Genomic DNA, 17535 nt, shown 5'->3' with positions numbered 1-17535 from the left:
CCTGTCTCTGCGTTATGTTTACTGCCGCATCACACGGTTATCGGATCGACTTTCTCAACGTCAATCTGCATCTCGGCCAGCGCGCGGGCGACCACTTGCCGGTCGATTGCGCCCTCGTCAGCCAAGGCTGTCAGCGCTGCCAGCACGACAAACTGACGGTCCACTTCGAAGTGCCGGCGCAGCGCTTCGCGGGTGTCCGACTGCCCGAAACCATCGGTGCCCAGTGCCACGAAGCGACGGTTGCCGATCCACGGACGGATCTGGTCTGCGTGGATTTTCATGTAGTCCGTCGCGACCACCACCGGGCCAGGGTGCCCTTCGAGCACCTCGGTCAGATACGGCACTTTCGGCTCTTCCAGCGGATGCAGCAGGTTCCAGCGTTCGGCCTGCTGCGCTTGACGGCGAACCTCGGTGAGGCTGGTTGCCGACCAGACGTCGCTGCTCACCTGGTACTCGCTGGCAAGGATCTCCGCCGCTGCGATGACTTCGGGGAGGATCGAGCCACTGCCCATCAGCTGAACGTGGCGACCGGGCTGGGCCTCGTGTTCGATCGGCAGTCGATACAGGCCCTTGAGAATGCCTTGTTCGGCGCCTTCGGGCAGTTCGGGGTGCGGGTAGTTCTCGTTGAGCAGGGTGATGTAGTAGTAGATGTCCTCCTGATCGACGTACATCCGGCGCATGCCGTCGTGGACGATGACCGCCAATTCGTAGGCATACGTCGGGTCGTAGGAAACGCAGCACGGCACGGTGGCCGACATCACGTGGCTGTGACCGTCGTCGTGCTGCAAGCCTTCACCCATCAGGGTGGTACGCCCGGAGGTTGCGCCGAGCAAAAAGCCTCGAGCCCGCGCGTCCCCTGCGGCCCAGAGCAGATCACCGACCCGCTGGAAGCCGAACATCGAATAGAAGATGTAGAACGGCAGGGTCATCACGCCATGGTTGGCGTAGGAGGTACTGGCCGCGATCCAGGATGACGTCGCCCCGGACTCGTTCAGACCTTCCTGCATGATTTGCCCGTCAGTGCTTTCCTTGTAGTAGGACAGCGTGCCGGCATCCTGCGGCGTGTAGAGCTGGCCGACGTGGGAATGAATGCCGATCTGGCGGAACAGGTTTTCCATGCCGAAGGTGCGCGACTCGTCAGGCACGATGGGGACGATGAGCTTGCCGATGTTCGGGTCCTTCAGCAGCGTGGCGAGGATCCGCACGAAGGCCATGGTGGTGGAGATCGCACGGTCACCGGTGCTCTTCAGCTGCACCTCCAGCGCCGCCAACGGCGGGATCTGCAACGGCTCGACCTGGGCGTGCCGGGCGGGAATCTGCCCCCCGAGGCTCGCGCGTCGGGCGCGAAGATACCGGGCTTCGACGCTGTCTTCGTCCGGTCGCAGGTAAGGCATTTCGCCCAGCAGGTCATCGCTCAGCTCAAGCCCGAAACGGTCGCGGAATGCCTTGACCGCGTCGCCCCCCATTTTTTTCAGTTGATGGTTGATGTTCTGGCCTTCGCCCGCTTCGCCCATGCCGAAGCCCTTCACCGTTTTGGCGAGGATCACCGTGGGCCGGCCGGTCTTGCGGGATGCCGCGGCGTAGGCGTTGTAGACCTTGACCGGGTCGTGGCCGCCACGGGTGAGTTTCCAGATCTGGTCGTCGGTCATGTCGCTGACCAGCTCGAGGAGCTCGGGGTATTTGCCGAAGAAGTGCTCGCGCACATAAGCGCCGTTCTGGGACTTGTACGTCTGGTACTCGCCGTCGACGCATTCCATCATGCGCTGGCGCAACAGGCCCGATTTATCCTTGGCCAGCAGTTCGTCCCAGCCACCCCCCCAGATCACCTTGATCACGTTCCAGCCGGCGGCCCGGTACAGGCTTTCAAATTCCTGGATGACTTTGCTGTTCCCGCGCACCGGTCCGTCAAGGCGTTGCAGGTTGCAGTTGACGACGAAAATGATGTTGTCGAGCTTTTCGCGCCCGGCGAGGGAAATGGCGGCCAGGGATTCCGGCTGGTCCATTTCGCCGTCGCCCAGAAACGCCCAGACCTTGCGGCCCTGATGCTCCTTGAGGCCACGGTTTTCCAGATAACGCATGAAGCGCGCCTGGTAGGCGGCCGTGATCGGGCCCAGGCCCATGGACACGGTCGGGAATTGCCAGAAGTCGGGCATCAGGCGGGGGTGAGGATAGGACGACACACCGTCGCGATCGGTTTCCCGGCGGAAGTTATCGAGCTGCGCCTCGGTGAGACGGCCCTCGGTAAAGGCCCGGCCGTAGATGCCCGGCGCCGAGTGACCCTGGATATACACCAGATCGCCGGCGAAGGTGTCTGTCCGGCCGCGGAAAAAATGATCGAAGCCCACGTCGTAGAGCACTGCCGCCGATGCGTACGTGGCGATGTGACCACCCACGCCGGAATGCTTGCCGGCCCGCAGGACCATGGTCAGGGCGTTCCAGCGGATGAAGGCGTTGAGGCGCTTTTCGATGCCGAGGTCGCCCGGGTAAGGCAACTCGCGCTCGGGGGGAATGGTGTTCACGTACGGCGTGGTGACGCGTCCATGGAAGTCACCATGAACAGAAACGTCGAAATCGAGCAATTGGTCGATCAGGAAGTGGGCCCTGGGGCGGCCTTCTGCCTCGACGACGGATGCGATCGAGTCAATCCATTCGCGGGTTTCTTGTGGATCCTCGTCGCGAAGCAGGTAGCTCTGTTCCATCATTACATCTCCTGAAAATGGCATCAGCGGGCCGTTGTTCAACCCGCTCATCGTTGCAATTGCAATTGAATCTAGCGTCATTGCCGCTATGATTGCAACTGCAATCAACCCTAGGATTTGGAGATACCATGGCCACCCCATCGCCAGACCTCTGGTACAACTTCATTCGGGCGCACCGCTGCCTGATCAAGGAAATCGAGCGGCGGCTGGCCGAAGAACAGCTGCCGCCGTACGACTGGTATGACGCGCTCTGGGGTATCGAAAGCGGGCAGGACGGCGCCAGGAGGATGCACGAACTCGCTGACGTCATGGCCATCGAACGCTACAACCTCACCCGGCTGGTTGACCGTCTGGAGAAGGAAGGGTTGGTCACCCGGGAGAAGTCCCTCGAGGACGGGCGCGGCGCCATCGCCCGGATCACCGACGCCGGCCGGGTTCTGCGCAAGCGGATCTGGCAGGTCTACAAGCAGGCCGTCGAAGAACTGTTTCTGGTGGAGTTCGATGACGATCAGAAACGCCTGTTTGCGGACGCGCTGGAAAATGCCAGCCGCAACGCCCGCCAGTCCCGAAAAGTCTCTCAGACCAGCCGGTAACGTTCCAGCGCCTTGCTGACAAGCGCAGTGCTGATCTGCTCGAGATTCGCCAGTTCGCGCAGGGCCGTCATCGCGATCCAGTGCCGGTCCAGGCGTTGATGGGGTTCCAGGCTGTCGGCGCCCAGCGCGGTGAAAGGTCCCCGCACATGGGCGGCCAGTTGTGCCGCGACGAACTCCGCGTACCCGGTCACGGCAACCACCGGTGTTTGCGAGCTGCCGAGGCAGTCCCGCAGATGGCTGGTCCTCGGTGCCTCGCCGCGCAGAAGGCGTTTATGCCGGGACTGGCGTTCCGCGTCCCGCGCCAGCTTGGTGTAGCTGGGGCAGCTCCACACTTCGGCGGCGATGCCCCAGTCATCGTGGAGGATCTGCGCGGCGGCTTGCACCTCCCGCAGCATGAGTCCTGCGCCAAGCAACCGGACTTGCTGTGCCGCGGGGGTCGGGTTGTCCAGCCGGTACATCCCCATAAACGCCTGGGTCCGATCACACGCCAGCCCATCGCCGCTTTCATCGTGCAGCGTCATGTAGCAGAAGCCGGGCGCCCCTTGCACATAGAGTTCGTCAAGCGCACCGATAAGTATCGCCCTGGCTTCATCGCCACTGGCGGGGTCGAAAGGGATGCAGTGCCGATTGGAGGCCAGCCACAACGGCAACCACGGGTGAGCACCTTTTGCCCAGCGCGAGGGGGAAGACTCAATGTCATTGAGCACAATGCCCCGCTGCCCGGTCTGGGACGTGAGCATCGAGAGGTGCGCGGAGGTGGCTGACTGAGTCATGTAGAACAACGGCCGCTCATCGTTGCGCGCCGGTTCGCTGAACCACAGCGGCCACGCACTGATCGCCGTGCCGGTTGATGGCTCGTGGGCACGGTCGTTGACCTTCCAGAATTGGCCGCGGGTACGCTGATCGCTTTCCAGGCGCTTGATCAGATCGACAACGGTAAAGAGCGGAGAACTCTGGGTGACCACTCCCGACAGGTGGCTGTGCTCAATGCACTCGATGCACGCCTGGGCGGCCGATTCGGTCCTGGCGGTGCGCTGTAAACGAAGGCTATCCATGAAGATGAAACTCCTGTGACTGTCTTGCGGGGTGCTAAAGGAATAATGCAGACTCATTGTAAATGCAACCACAAGGACGGAACCTTTGATGAATACTGCCTCGCCTCACCTCTACACGGCCGACACTCCCAACGGCCAGAAAATCCCCATCGCCCTCGAAGAACTCGGCCTCGACTACACCCTGACCCCTGTCGATCTGAACAAGGGCGAGCAGAAAGCCCCTGGCTTCCTGGCCCTCAACCCGAACGGAAAAATCCCGGTCCTGATCGATAACGACAAAGGCGTGACGCTGTTTGAATCGGCAGTGATCCTGACCTATCTGGCCGATCAGCACGCTGCACTGGGTGGCGAGACCCCGGCAGAACGCCTGCAGGTCCAGCAATGGCTGAGTTTCCAGATCGCAAGCGTGGGGCCGATGCTCGGACAGCTGTGGTGGTTCCGCCATGCCAGCACGATCGCCAACGACCAGGCGCTGGATCGCTACCGTAAAGAGTCGCTGCGGCTCTACGGGGTGGTGAACAGTCAACTTGCCGATCGCGAGTACATTGCCGGCCAGCGCTACACCATTGCCGACATTGCGCTGTTCACCTGGCTGCGCACCTATGAAGAACTGGACCTGGACATTTCGCTGTTCCCGGCGGTGCGCGCCTGGTTGCAAACCATCGAGCAGCGCCCGGCCGTCAAGCGAGGGCTTACAGCCTCTCGCCAGGAACGCTGAACCCCATCCGCCTGATGCCAACAAAAAGAAGATGCTGATCATGCATTTCAACGCTCCGCTTTTCGTCAGGCCGGGCCAGGATCCAAACCTGGCCACCCTGATCGAGCATCTGCCCTCTGAAATAGACTGCCCGTTCACCTACGCCACCATCGACAAGCGCACCTTTGGCCTGTCGAACTTCCTGTCCAGCTTCCCCATTGCCTGGCAGCGCAAATACTGCGGCGAGGCACTGCACCGCGTCGATCCGATCATTTCCCACGGCGTGCAAAGCGTCGCGCCTTTTCACTGGACCGAAGCCTACCGGCGCAAGCCCGTGCAAGGGCAGGGCGCGTTCGAGCAGCTCACCCGAGAGTTCTCGATGCAGGACGGCTACACCTTCGTCGTCCACGATCCGCAACAGCGCATGGGGCTGTTGAGTCTGGTCAACCGCGAGCAGAGTCCGCACTTCCACCACCAGATCCAGCACATCAAAGGCACGCTGCAACTGGCATTGGTGGCGTTTCACAGCGACATGAACCCGGGCGCGATGTCGCAGAACACCGCAGAGCCGCCACTCACTGTCCGCGAGCACACGATTCTGGGGTGGGTGTCCCTCGGCAAGTCCTACAGCGAGATCGCCTGCATCTGTGACATCCGTGTGCGCACGGTCAAGTTCCACATGGCCAACATCGTGCGCAAGCTTGAGGTCGACACCGCCAAGCAGGCGGTCTTTGCGGCGTCCCGCCTGGGATTCGCGTGACGGGGTGCCGGTGCGCCTTCTGCACTGGCGCACTGGCATCGGTGCATCGGTGCATCGGTGCACCGGGCAAGGCTGCGCGGGCAAGCGTTGCCTGTACTAGGTACAGTTTCGGGGCGAAAAGGAATACAGAATGATTGCCGGGCAGCCCTGATAACACACCCACAATGAGAGGGATCCCTCATGACGTTCTCTGCCCAGCCCGTCAGTACGCATGAAGCACGTGTCCTGGAAGACATTACTCAGCACGAAATTACCGCCCTCAAAACCCGGTACAACCTTGCCGATGCCCACACCCACCAGAACCAGAGCAGCACCCAGGCCGACATCGTCCGAAAGCTCCCCCAGTTGTGGCAACGCGCGCAGACGCTGACCCAATACGAGAGTGAGCAAGCGTTCATCAAGGCATTTTTTCAGTTTCACGGTCAGCACCATGCGCTCAAGCGCAGCGATGAGATTTACCTGGTGTACGCCGCCTCGGTGGCGATGCACATCACCGCCACCTTTCTGCGCAAGCACGACATGAGCGTCGCCCTGATCGAACCCTGCTTCGACAACCTGCACGATCTGCTCAAGCACATGGAAGTGCCGATGACGCCGCTGCCGGAGGCTATCCTGGCTGACCCTACCCAGGTCTACCGGCTGCTGGAGAAGACCGCATCGTCGGTTGACGCGATTTTTCTGGTGGACCCGAACAACCCGACCGGCACGTCCATGTTCGCCGAGGGCCCGGAAACCTTTATCGAAGTCGCGAAATACTGCCGCGATCACGACAAGATCCTGATTCTGGACTTCTGCTTCGCCTCGTTTCTGAAAGTGGCCGGCGGTCAACGTGTCGACGCTTACGCCATCCTCGATGAGATCGGCACCGATTACCTGGTGATGGAAGACACCGGCAAAACCTGGCCGCTGCAGGACACCAAGTGCGCGACATTGATGAGCAGTCGCCGCTTGAACCCGGAGATCTACAGCATCGTCACCAGCGTGCTGCTCAACGTTTCGCCCTTCATTCTTCAAGTCGTCACCGAGTACATCAACGACAGCGAAGCCGATGGCTTTGCCTCCGTTCGCGACGTGCTGCAGACCAACCGCAGCGTGGCACGGGAATACCTTGAGGGCACGATGCTGCGTTACATCGAGCCGGCCATTGAAACCAGCGTCGCCTGGTTTGAAATCCAGCGCGATGACCTCTCGGGCGATGACCTGCAAGCCTACCTGCTGACCCATCAGGCCTACGTCTTGCCCGGTCGCTATTTCTTCTGGAGCCATCCGGAGCAAGGTCGCTCTTTTGTGCGCCTGGCCCTGGCACGCGACCCTGACGCTTTCGAAGCAGCTCTGCAGGTTATCCGCCAGGCGCTGGAGGCTTACGATGCTTGAAGAGGCGCCGATGATTGATGCGACGGTGTTCATGGGCATGCACCACAAAAATGCCGACATCCGCGCCAAGTCGCTGGGATTCTTCACCCGGCGCTATGACAGCCAAGTGCGCATGAGCTTCAGCCAGGTTGGCGTCTGCGATGCCATTATCTGGAAGAAGCCCCGCGCGCTTCAGGACGTTTACTACCCCTTTATGGATGTCCTGCACTCCGACATGAAAATTCTGCGCGCGGGTTACAGCGACGCAGCGCTGACCCGGGCGGCGAGCAGCCCGGAGCTGGCCGGGCTGCCTGCGGAAAAACGCCTGCAGGCGGCGCAGGTGCTTGAGGCCGATTGCCTCTTCTACACCCATGACCGCGACTACCAGAACTGCGCGGCGCTGAAACCGCACCTGGCCTCATTTGACGCCGCGTCCGGCGTCCATGGGTTTCCCGACGGTCTGCAGCGGCTGTACAACGCGTCCCTTGACCTGGTCATTGCCGAAGAGGATTACCAGCATGTCTAGACATCAAGTGCTGGTGCCCCTGGTGACGCCGCTCGACGCACACGCCAATGTCTGCCGGCAAAGCGTGAAGCAGCTCGTTCGTGCCTGCGCGCCGGTGGTTGAGGGATTTATCCCGTGTCTGACCTCGGGCGAAGGCTGGAACCTGTCCGTTGCGCAGTGGACCGACATGCTCCGGTACACCCTGGAGTTTGCCGGAGACACCCATCGCGTTGTGGCGGGCATTGAGCCCCCCACCACTGAGGAGGTGATTGAACGGGCCGAACTCGCGGGGGAGCTTGGCGCCAGGGAAATCATCGTGACGTCACCCTTTGCCGAAGGCATCAGTCAGGCGCACATTCTGGCCCACTACCAGGCCATTCACAGCCGCACCCCGCTGGACCTGTTGGTCTACAACGAATCGGCGCTGTCGGGTAATGAAAAGAGCTTCGACACGCTGTTGAAAATTGCTCGGCTGGAGCGTGTGACCGGCCTCAAGGACTCGCCGAGCCAGGCGCGGACGCAGGCGCAGATCGACCGGATTCGGGGGGAGGGCGTGGATTACTTCATCGGCTGGGAGCGGGAGCTGGCCGGCGCGTTGATCAGCGATGGAAACGTTGTCTCCCTTGCCAACCTCGAGCCGGCCCTGTGCCGGGTGGCCTGCCTCGCACAGCAGCCAGACGTTGCGGCCATCGTGGCCCGGCTGAATGACACATTCTGCCTGGGTGAGGATGACTGGTACGCACACGTGAAGCGCGAACTGGCGGCTCGCGGGGTCCTGCGTTCGTCGCTCACGACGCAGAAACAGAGTGCTCACGAGCGCGTTGCTCTCGAGCCAGTCAGTGCGGAGTACGCCAGATGACCGTTTCCCAGAAATCGCTGTTTCGCGCAAACCGGGCACTGATCGAGAAGCTTCAGCCCATCCCCGCCGAGCTGCTGCAGTTCGAGCAGCAATGGCTTGACGCTGCGATCCGCGACAGCATGACCGAGCAGCAGCCGGCCAATCTGGGCGAACTGCGCACCATGCTCGCGGCGCTGGTGGATGAGGACAAGGCAGAGGAACCCGAGACGGCGCGCTACGTGGCCGAACATATGAGCCTGGACGAATTCAAGATCCTTGTGCAGGAGTTCGCCCTCGACGGTCTCACCGAAGCCCAGGTGTTTTATCACCTCATGCCGCGTCTGAGCCTTGAGGCCCAGATGCCCATGCTGCGGATGATGATCGACGAGTTCGGCTCGGGGAACATCAAGCGTTCGCACACCACGCTCTATCAGGTGCTGCTGGATGAGCTGGGCATGCCGACGGATCTGGAAAGCAATATTCAAGCGAACGCCGAGGCAGGCTGCACGTTTCCCAACATGTTCTGCTGGCTGACCATGCGTGCCCGGGATCCGTCGTATTTCGCTGGCGTCATCACTTACTTCGAGACGGTGGTGCCGTTCTTCTTCGGTTGCTACACCACGCTGTGCGACAGGCTCGGGATCAAAGCCCATACCTATTACAGCGAACATGTGCACATCGACGTCTTCCATGCCCTTGAAGGTCAGCGGCTGCTCAAAGCGATGGACAACGACAAGCAACTGAACCACGCCAATGCCTGGCAAGGCATCTGCATGGGGCGGTTGATCACCAACCATGCGTTCGATCAGGCGGTGTACAAGGCTCAGTCGATCAAAATCGGCGAGGGCGTTGCCCATGCTTGACGAAGGGGAAGTGGCACTCAGGCCGGCGACCTTCGTGATTCAGGCCGGGGACAACCTCTACGAAGTGCCCAGTCTCTGCCCGCACCGCGAGGGCTGGCTGGAGCATGGGACCGTCAATCACAACCGACGGACGATCGCCTGTCCGCTGCACTTCTCGGTGTTCAGTCTGGAAACGGGCGAGCAGTTGAGCGGCCCTGCCTGCGGGAGTCTGACCTGCCGCAAATTGACGTGACGGCTTGCAGGGACGCGGATTCGCGTGGCGTGGTTTGGCTTGAGTTGGGTTGGGTTGGCGCGGAATTCGCAGGATTGGGGGGCGGGCGTCCGTGCGGCGGCGACTGACGTTCGTCAGCGCCGCCAGACGCTGGGTCTCAGCTCAGGTCAGTGCCTGATTCACGCCTGTTCGTCTTGCTCGGTCGCATCTTCGTCGTGCTTGAGCGCAGGCTTCATGCCGGGCTGGGGGGCGTGCACGGCATCCGGCGCGACTTCTTCGCCGTGGTTCTTTTTCTCTTGCTGCACTTTTTTGTCGTGGGCGACGTTACGTGGATCAGTCATGGGAATTCCTTGGGTGGGCAGATGATTCGAATGCCTGCCGACGCGGCACGGTGGCCGTGGGCGTCGGGACAAGGTTTGGAGTCAGTGCCGGGTCCAGCGTTCAGTGCATTTCGATCCGCGATGACTGAGCCCCATGACCCGGTCGCGCGGGCGGACGATGTCGACACGGGAAATGCTGGCGAACCCTCAGCATGCTTGCTGCACAAAAGATGAATGCGTGTAGCAGAACAGGCTCGAGGCCGGCTTCGGACGGCCATAAAGGTAGCCCTGGGCGTAATTGCATCCGCTGTTCGCCAGCCACGACGGCAGATGGGGCAGGTGAAATTCCTCGACCCCTTCGGCCGTGACTTGCATTTTCAGGCTGCGGGCCATGCCCAGAATCGCTTCGACCATGGGCAAGTGATCGGTCTGCCCGGGTTCAAAGAACGACCGGTCTATTTTGATCTTGTCGATCGAGAGGCGGGTCAGGTGATAAAGACTCGAGTAGCCAATGCCGAAGTCATCCAGCGCGACCGTAATGCCGTGATCATGCAACTTGCTCAGGTTCCGCTGTGCCGCGTCGAGATTGCCGACAAGGGCCTCCTCGGTGATTTCGACTTCGAAGCGATGAAACGCAAAGTGTTCTTCCCGCAGCTGGTTCAGCAACTGATCGGGAAACAGCACGTCGGTGACCATGGTCGCGCTGACGTTCATTGAGAGGCGCAAGCGGTCGTCCCAGCGGTTGGCGGCGCGACAGGCTTGCCTGATCAGAGAGCGGGTCATGACGGGAATCAGCCCCAGGCGCTCGAGCACAGGGATGAACTCCGCCGGCGTGCCGGTGCTGCCGTCGGGTTTCAGCCAGCGTGCGAGCACCTCGAAACCCACGACCTCCTGCGAGGGGAGCGCCACGATTGGCTGAAAGTAGGGCACGATTTCGTCTTCTTCAACCGCCCGCTTCAGCGCCAGTTCGAGGTCGGCCTGGGCCCGGCGCTGCCGTTCGTATTCGCTGTCATAAAAGTTGAAGGTCGAGCGCCCGCTTTTCTTGCCCCGGTACATTGCCGTATCAGCGCAGTGCAGCAAGGCCGATGCCTCTTGCGCATCTGTCCATGACCGGGAAATGCCGATCGTGGCGCCCAGTGCCGAGGGCTCGACTGCGGTAGACAACGGCGCACTGAGCTGAACAACCACGGCTTCGGCGATCTGGCACAGCTCAGTCTGGTGTTTGAAGTTGAGAAACAGCAGGCAAAACTCATCACCCCCCAGACGCACCGCCACCCCGCCGTTATCGTCGGCGATGGATTCCAGCCTGCGGGCTATCTCGAACAGCACAAGGTCGCCGGCTGCGTGACCGTGCTGATCATTGACCGCCTTGAAATGGTCAAGATCAATGAGCATGACCGCCGCAGGCCGCCGCAAACCGAGCTGATTGCGCACCATGTTCATGAAAATACGTCGATTGACCAGACCGCTCAGCGAGTCATAAGTGGCCAGGGTTTCTGTCTGCGCCTGCGCCTGCTTCAGTCGACGGAAGCTCGACTGGGCGTTGGCAATCAGGCGTCTGAGCAGAATGGTCGGGACGATCAGTGAAATCAGCGAAAATCCGGTCGAGGTCAGGACGAAACGCCACCTTTCGGCGTCTTCAAAGTCAGCGTCGTAGGGCAGGGCGAGCCAGTGCATGACCCAGCCTTCGAGCTTGAATTCCCACAGGACGGACAGGCCAATCACAGTGGACACTGCGATCATTAGCAATATAGGCAGGCGACAAGGGTTGCGGCGGTGCAGGTCATTCATGTCAGGCCTCACTGGGCCAGAAAGGGAATTGTGATGTCAGACTGCCATCTTCGCACATAGGTTCGTACCGTTGATCGCAGAATCTTGCCTGGACGCCGAACGGTGGTCTGCGTGTAATCGAAAAAGGGTAAAGGCCGCAGTGTGATGATCCCTCGGAGGCCACTGCCTTGAAACGAAAGCGGAAATCATGACTGAATCATTGGCCGCATGCTTTAAGGTGTCCGTGCAGTCCGACCACTGATCCTCGATCACAGACCACTCACCCGGCGATAGCCAACTCAGTAACGAAGGAGCTAACCATGACCGATTCTCTGTACGACATTCCCCTCAAGCAAATCGATGGCACGCCAGCCAGCCTGGGCCAGTACAAGGGTAAAGTGCTGCTGGTGGTGAACGTGGCCTCCAAATGCGGTCTGACGCCGCAATACGAGGGGCTCGAAAGCCTTTACCAGAGCAAGAAAGACGCCGGGCTCGAGGTGCTGGGTTTTCCGGCCAACAACTTCAAGGAACAGGAGCCGGGCAGCGACAGCGACATCCAGTCCTTTTGCTCGACTACCTACGACGTGCACTTCCCGCTGTTCTCGAAAATCTCCGTCGCCGGCGACGACACCCATCCCCTCTACCGTGAACTGACGGCCGCCCAGCCCGCTGCCACCGGCGACGGCCCGTTCCGTGAACGCCTCAAGGGCTACGGTATCGAAAGCGGCGCAGGCACCGAGGTCCTGTGGAATTTCGAGAAATTCCTGATCGGACGCGATGGCAAGGTGATTGGTCGCTTTGCGCCGGATGTGACGGCCGATGATCCACGGCTGACTGCGGCCATTGACGAAGCCCTCGCTGTTTGACGCATGAGTCGTCCGCTGTTTGTGTCTCTGGATGGGCCAAAGGGTGTCGGTAAGACGACGCTGCTGGAGGCCGTCACCCAGTCACTGAGGGCTGACGGCCAGAAAGTGATCCGGTTGTGCGAGAGCAAACGTGATCCCCACCGGGGTGAAACAATGGCCCTCGTTAACCGGCTGGCCAGACAGCCCGATCGCGATCTGGAATGGGAGGTGTGTGAGCGTCTGGCGGCCAGCCGTGGCTGGATCTCCCGGCATGTGCTGACTCAACAGCCAGCCGACAGCATCATCCTGATCGATCGCTGGTACCCGTCGGACGCCGCGTTTCGCCGGATGGTCCCGTTCGCAGAGATCCTGCAGTTGAACATTGACCAGGACGTGCGAGCGCCGGACGTGCATGTCGGTGTCGTCACTGCGGCCGGGATTTCATGGGCGAGGGCAGCGGCACGCCGGCGTGGGTTAAGCAGTACGGTGATTCATACGCTGGAGGAGCACACCGCTTGCACTGAAGCCTTTGAGCGGGCGATATCGGATAACGGCTGGGTGCTGTGCCGAAACGAAGGGCTGATCGAACATGCAACGAGGCAGGTGATCGCAGAGATCGACAAAGTGCGTGAAGTCGCTTTGCCGTAGCAGGCACCGAGGTGAATGACTCGAATACGGCAGTTTCTATACCCATAAACGCAGTTCGGGACCGAAGGGGACAAATCCCCTCCAGTCCCGATGGCCTGTCTACGCGCTGCGTTGACGGATTACCCGGCAGCGTTACGCCGATGGCTTGAGCACGACTTTGGTCCAGCCGTCGTCGCGCTGATCAAAGTGCTTGTAGGCGTCCGGACCTTCGGACAACTTCAGGCTGTGAGAAATGATCTGCGATGGCTTGGCGCGATCATGGTGAATCAGCTCGGCGAGGCGACGGTTGTACGCCTTGACGTTGGCCTGGCCGGTACGAATCTGCTGACCCTTGAACCAGAAAGAGCCGAAGTCGAAGGCCATCTTGCCTTCTTTTGCGAGATCGCTGGCGGCGTTCGGATCCTGTGGCACAAAGACACCCACGACACCGATACCGCCGGTTGGCTTGGTGGAGGCAACGAGGTTATTCATGGTCTCGTGATTGGCTTCGTGGCCGTGCTTGTCGCAGCACTGATAACCCACGCATTCGCAGCCACGGTCCGTTCCTTTGCCGTTGGTCAGGTTCATGATCTGCTCGACGGCCTGGGTCTGCGCCGTGTTGATCGGCGTGGCGCCCAGCTTGGCCGCCAGGGCCAGACGGTCTGGATGGTTGTCGACCACGAAGACTTGCGAGGCGCCTTTGATCATCGCCGAATGGGCAGCCATCAGTCCGACCGGGCCTGCGCCGTAGATCGCGATGCTTTCACCCGGCAGCAGGCCGGACAATTCTGTCGCGTGCCAGCCGGTTGGAAGGATGTCCGACAGCATGACGTAATCGTCTTCTTTTTCCTTGGCATCTTCAGGCAGCACCAGGCAGTTGAAGTCACCATACGGCACGCGCAGCAGTTCGGCCTGGCCGCCCTCGTAAGGCCCCATCTCGGCAAAACCATAGGCGCCACCGGCACTGCCAGGGTTGACGGTCAGGCAGTAACCGGTCAGGCCGCGCTCGCAGTTATCGCAGAAGCCGCAACCGATGTTGAACGGCAGGCAGACCATATCGCCCACTTTCACGCGATCGACTCCGGCACCGACTTCGATGACTTCGCCCATGTTTTCGTGACCCAGAATCCGGCCTGTTTCAAAGCTGGTGCGGCCTTCGTACATGTGCAGGTCGGAACCACAAATGTTGGTGGTGGTGATGCGGACCAGGACATCGGTCGCTTTTTCAATTTTGGCATCGGGAACGTTCTGAACGCTGACGTCGTAAGGACCGTTGTAAATAATGGCTTTCATGGGTTCTCCAGAACAATGAGATGCAGATACGGATAGTTCGCCAGTTTTAGTACGACCGTACTGACCTGCCGTTCAAAGAGATTTGCCGCGAGTGACGAACGGTAGATGCTGGCAAAAGGCTCTGGAACGGGCCTTGTGGCCCGCTGATGATGAGAAGCTCCACCCCAACTGTGCAATTCGTGGCAGCTCCACCAGGGTGACTTGCGTCTCATCAACCTGATGTGACGGAGTGGAGATGAACATTCAACCGAATACAAAACTCGCACGGGTCACCGCGTCGACCGGCGGCATCGGTTCTGCGATTGCCAGGCGGCTTGTCATCGCCTTTTCGCAACCAGCAGTGTCAGAACATCCTCGGCCAGCACTGGCGGGCTGAGCAGAAAGCCTTGAGCATAGGGACAGCCCAATTCCCTGAGCTGGTCCATCTGACCAGGGGTCTCAACGCCCTCGGCGACAATCGCCAGATCCAGCGCTTCGCCAAGGGACAGGATACTTTTGACGATGGCGACGCTGCGTTCATGTTTCATCATGCGGGTGACAAAGGACCGATCTATCTTGATGGCGTCAATGGGGTAGCGGTCGATGTAGCCGAGGGAGCTGTAGCCCGTTCCGAAGTCGTCCAGCGCAATCCGGATACCCTGGGCGCGAAGGTCTTCGAGGGTCTTGGCAACGATTTCCGGCTCATGCAGGAATACTGACTCGGTGATTTCGATCTGCAAGGCGCGGGCATCGAATCCGGTCTCTGCAATAATCCCGGCGACCTGAAGGGCGAAGTCTTTGCGGTTGAGCTCGACCCCTGACACATTCACGTTCAGCTTGATACCGGCCGGACCGGTAGCGTCACCCCACCGCTTGACCTCGCGACAGGCGTTGCGCATGACCCACTGACCCAGATCGCAAATGACGCCAATGTCTTCAGCCACGCTGATGAACACATCAGGCGCGACGATCCCCAGGGTCGGGTGGCGCCACCTTACCAATGCTTCAACGCCCACCACCGCTTCAGTGGTGATGGAGAATATCGGCTGGTACACCAGGTAGAACTCATCGCGAGTGATCGCGTGCTTGAGCGCGTTCTGCATCACCAACAGGTCGATGGATGCCTGGCGCATGGAGAGGTCGAAGACGGCCCAGCTGCCACGGCCTTTCTTTTTCGCCGCGTACATGGCCACGTCCGCATCCCGGATCAGGTCTTCGGCGGTGGTGTGCTGAACGTCCAGCGTTGCAATGCCAATGCTGCAGGAGATGAAAAGCTGTTGCCCGTCGATGGCGGTCGGCAAGCTGAGGGCGTGGGTCACGCGCTTGGCGGTCTCGATCGCCTGCTCCTGATGGCCTTCGTCGGTCAGCAATATCGCGAACTCGTCGCCCCCGATGCGGGCGATCACCGCCGTGGGCTCAATGCACTCGCTCAGGCGCTCTGCCACGCTTTTGAGCAAGCTGTCGCCCGCATGATGCCCCATGCCGTCGTTGACATACTTGAATCGGTCCAGGTCCAGGTACAACACCGTGGCCGCACCGGGATTACCGGCGTTCCCTCTGCTCAACGCCGAATGGATGCGAGCCATGAAATACCCGCGATTCTTGAGCCTCGTCAACTCGTCGTGGAATGCCGCGTAGGAGAGTTCGTCCTGAATACGCTCCCGCTCGATCAGCCGCGACTCAAGCGCCACGCGCTCCTCGCGATCAAGCTGGGCCTGGCGAAAATTCTGTTCTGCGTCTTTACGCTCTGTGATGTCGCGCTGTACTGAAACCCAATGAGTGAACCAGCCTTTCTCGTTGGCCACCGGCACGATACTGAGCTGCACCCAGAACTTGGTCCCGTCACGACGCGTGTTGATCAGTTCGACCTCGACGGGATCCCAGCGCTGCAGCGCGGCCCTGATTTGCTGCAGCGTGGCACGGTCAGTCTCAGGGCATTGCAGGATCCGCGGCGTCTTTCCCATGACTTCTTCGAGGCTGAAACCGGTAGTGGTGAGAAACGCCGGATTGCAATACACGATGCGCGGTCCGGGCAAATCGATCGGTTCTGCTTCGGTGATCAGGATGGCGTCCTTCGCGTTGACCACCACCGACTCCAGCAAGCGCAGGCGCTCGATGACGGCTGATCCGCCGGCCGCAGGTGTGGGGTCCGTCTTGAGGGAGTCATAGAGGTCGGCTGCATGGGTTTGCACGCCATAGATATGCGCGGCGCTGAGTCGCTTGTGGGGGAGCGGGATCGTCATCAAAACCGCACCGGTCAGGGCAGCGTCGCCATCCCGAAGGGCGACGCAGACCAGTGACTCGTTGACCACTCGATCCAGCCCGGCAGGCAGCGCAGCGTCAGCGGGCATGGCCTCGCCAACGTCGACGACGTCCCCGTAGGACAACACCATCTTTAACCAGCCGCCGGTGATGTCGTCTGCGCGCACCTCCGGCGCAGTACCGTAGGTGGCCACCGTGCGCCACTGCTCTTCGTCTCGCACTATCAGGATGGCGCCCGTCGCCCCGGTCAGGTGGGAAGCAGCGTCGAGAAAATGACCCAAAACTTCATGATTCTTCAAACCGGGGTGAGCCTTGGCGGCCATGTGCATTACCTGAAAAAAGGGGACGAAGTGCCAGGCGGTTATTCGACACGCGTAACGATCGTGAACCTGGAGCGGCTGGGTGGGAGAACTGCTGCACCTGCAAGCCGGTAGCACTTTCGGTATCGGCGTGTCGACGAAGTTCAACAGGGCAATGTGGGAACGATTTGCGCGTCAGACGGCGATCACCAAGGCAGGCTTTCCCATGGTCTCGCCATGCCCTGGGAGTGCGCCGACCCGCAGGGAATGTCGCTCAATGGCGCGGCGGGAGCGACGACACTACCACGGGCTGGACAGGCAAACCGAAGGTCTTCAGCAGGGACTTGCTTTTCGCACCGAAGGTTCAAACTTGTACAAGATTAAATAAATGTACAACCTTGCCTAAAGTTTCTGGCAGCTGCTGCCGATCGATTATCTGAAACGTCAACATTACAAGACGAGAACACTTGCGCCCGGCCCGAGCGCGCCTCTGTATGAGGCGTCTCACGAACAGTGAACCGCGGTCGCCGAACGCTTTTCAGGGAAGGAGCCCCGCCCACTCAACA

Annotated in this window: 16 protein-coding genes; 10 read left to right on the top strand and 6 right to left on the bottom strand. The window is 60.6% G+C overall.

Going from position 1 to position 17535, the window contains the following annotated elements; translation table 11 throughout:
- Positions 1-29 precede the first annotated feature (29 nt).
- Entirely contained in the window at positions 30-2699 is a 2670-nt protein-coding gene (gene aceE, locus AC3ISG_RS12650; protein ID WP_489299520.1) for a pyruvate dehydrogenase (acetyl-transferring), homodimeric type, read from the bottom strand.
- Positions 2700-2827: 128 nt separating this feature from the next.
- On the opposite strand from aceE, the gene AC3ISG_RS12645 reads away from it, so the two are divergent.
- On the top strand, positions 2828-3292 hold the full coding sequence (locus tag AC3ISG_RS12645; protein WP_122625078.1) for a MarR family transcriptional regulator: 465 nt from the start codon (positions 2828-2830) through the stop codon (positions 3290-3292).
- Here the strand turns inward: AC3ISG_RS12645 and AC3ISG_RS12640 are convergent.
- Complete coding sequence (locus AC3ISG_RS12640) at positions 3277-4347, bottom strand: transketolase-like TK C-terminal-containing protein (RefSeq protein ID WP_489297061.1); 1071 nt, start codon at positions 4345-4347, stop codon at positions 3277-3279. The genes AC3ISG_RS12645 and AC3ISG_RS12640 overlap by 16 nt on opposite strands.
- 88 nt (positions 4348-4435) lie before the next feature.
- Here AC3ISG_RS12640 and AC3ISG_RS12635 point away from each other — a divergent pair, with 88 nt between their 5' ends.
- The 7 genes from AC3ISG_RS12635 to AC3ISG_RS12605 all read left to right on the top strand — a co-directional run bounded on the left by AC3ISG_RS12635 (position 4436) and on the right by AC3ISG_RS12605 (position 9595).
- Entirely contained in the window at positions 4436-5065 is a 630-nt protein-coding gene (locus tag AC3ISG_RS12635; protein ID WP_489297060.1) for a glutathione S-transferase family protein, read from the top strand.
- Between the two features lie 40 nt (positions 5066-5105).
- Entirely contained in the window at positions 5106-5804 is a 699-nt protein-coding gene (locus tag AC3ISG_RS12630; RefSeq protein WP_489297059.1) for a LuxR family transcriptional regulator, read from the top strand.
- A 180-nt stretch (positions 5805-5984) separates the two neighbouring features.
- On the top strand, positions 5985-7178 hold the full coding sequence (locus AC3ISG_RS12625) for a pyridoxal phosphate-dependent aminotransferase (RefSeq protein ID WP_489297058.1): 1194 nt from the start codon (positions 5985-5987) through the stop codon (positions 7176-7178).
- Positions 7171-7683, top strand: a complete 513-nt coding sequence (locus tag AC3ISG_RS12620) for a DUF6190 family protein (protein WP_489297057.1) — start codon at positions 7171-7173, stop codon at positions 7681-7683. The genes AC3ISG_RS12625 and AC3ISG_RS12620 overlap by 8 nt, the downstream gene beginning before the upstream one ends.
- Entirely contained in the window at positions 7676-8521 is an 846-nt protein-coding gene (locus AC3ISG_RS12615) for a dihydrodipicolinate synthase family protein (RefSeq protein ID WP_489297056.1), read from the top strand. Before AC3ISG_RS12620 ends, AC3ISG_RS12615 begins: the two co-directional genes overlap by 8 nt.
- Positions 8518-9363 carry an iron-containing redox enzyme family protein gene (locus tag AC3ISG_RS12610; protein ID WP_489297055.1) on the top strand — a complete coding sequence of 282 codons (846 nt, stop codon included), beginning with the start codon at positions 8518-8520 and terminating at the stop codon, positions 9361-9363. Before AC3ISG_RS12615 ends, AC3ISG_RS12610 begins: the two co-directional genes overlap by 4 nt.
- Positions 9356-9595 carry a Rieske (2Fe-2S) protein gene (locus tag AC3ISG_RS12605; protein WP_489297054.1) on the top strand — a complete coding sequence of 80 codons (240 nt, stop codon included), beginning with the start codon at positions 9356-9358 and terminating at the stop codon, positions 9593-9595. Before AC3ISG_RS12610 ends, AC3ISG_RS12605 begins: the two co-directional genes overlap by 8 nt.
- 158 nt (positions 9596-9753) lie before the next feature.
- Here AC3ISG_RS12605 and AC3ISG_RS12600 read toward each other — a convergent pair whose 3' ends face one another.
- Together AC3ISG_RS12600 and AC3ISG_RS12595 are read right to left on the bottom strand one after the other, a co-directional pair.
- Positions 9754-9915 carry a hypothetical protein gene (locus AC3ISG_RS12600; protein WP_122537087.1) on the bottom strand — a complete coding sequence of 54 codons (162 nt, stop codon included), beginning with the start codon at positions 9913-9915 and terminating at the stop codon, positions 9754-9756.
- Between the two features lie 186 nt (positions 9916-10101).
- Entirely contained in the window at positions 10102-11637 is a 1536-nt protein-coding gene (locus AC3ISG_RS12595) for an EAL domain-containing protein (RefSeq protein ID WP_241043617.1), read from the bottom strand.
- A 347-nt stretch (positions 11638-11984) separates the two neighbouring features.
- On the opposite strand from AC3ISG_RS12595, the gene AC3ISG_RS12590 reads away from it, so the two are divergent.
- Together AC3ISG_RS12590 and AC3ISG_RS12585 are read left to right on the top strand one after the other, a co-directional pair.
- On the top strand, positions 11985-12530 hold the full coding sequence (locus AC3ISG_RS12590; protein ID WP_485618390.1) for a glutathione peroxidase: 546 nt from the start codon (positions 11985-11987) through the stop codon (positions 12528-12530).
- Between the two features lie 3 nt (positions 12531-12533).
- A complete protein-coding gene (locus AC3ISG_RS12585; RefSeq protein WP_489297053.1) occupies positions 12534-13157 on the top strand; it encodes a dTMP kinase in 624 nt (207 codons plus the stop codon).
- Between the two features lie 132 nt (positions 13158-13289).
- On the opposite strand, the gene AC3ISG_RS12580 is transcribed toward AC3ISG_RS12585, so the two are convergent.
- Both AC3ISG_RS12580 and AC3ISG_RS12575 read right to left on the bottom strand, forming a co-directional pair.
- Positions 13290-14429 (bottom strand): glutathione-independent formaldehyde dehydrogenase, encoded by a 1140-nt coding sequence (locus AC3ISG_RS12580; RefSeq protein ID WP_122537083.1) that lies wholly within the window; start codon positions 14427-14429, stop codon positions 13290-13292.
- Between the two features lie 317 nt (positions 14430-14746).
- On the bottom strand, positions 14747-16993 hold the full coding sequence (locus AC3ISG_RS12575; protein ID WP_489297052.1) for a putative bifunctional diguanylate cyclase/phosphodiesterase: 2247 nt from the start codon (positions 16991-16993) through the stop codon (positions 14747-14749).
- Positions 16994-17535: the final 542 nt, after the last annotated feature.

The sequence above is a fragment of the Pseudomonas sp. GL_135 genome (assembly GCF_057834665.1).
Note: the sequence above shows the minus strand (reverse complement) of the source record. Positions and strands in the feature narration are given on the sequence as shown.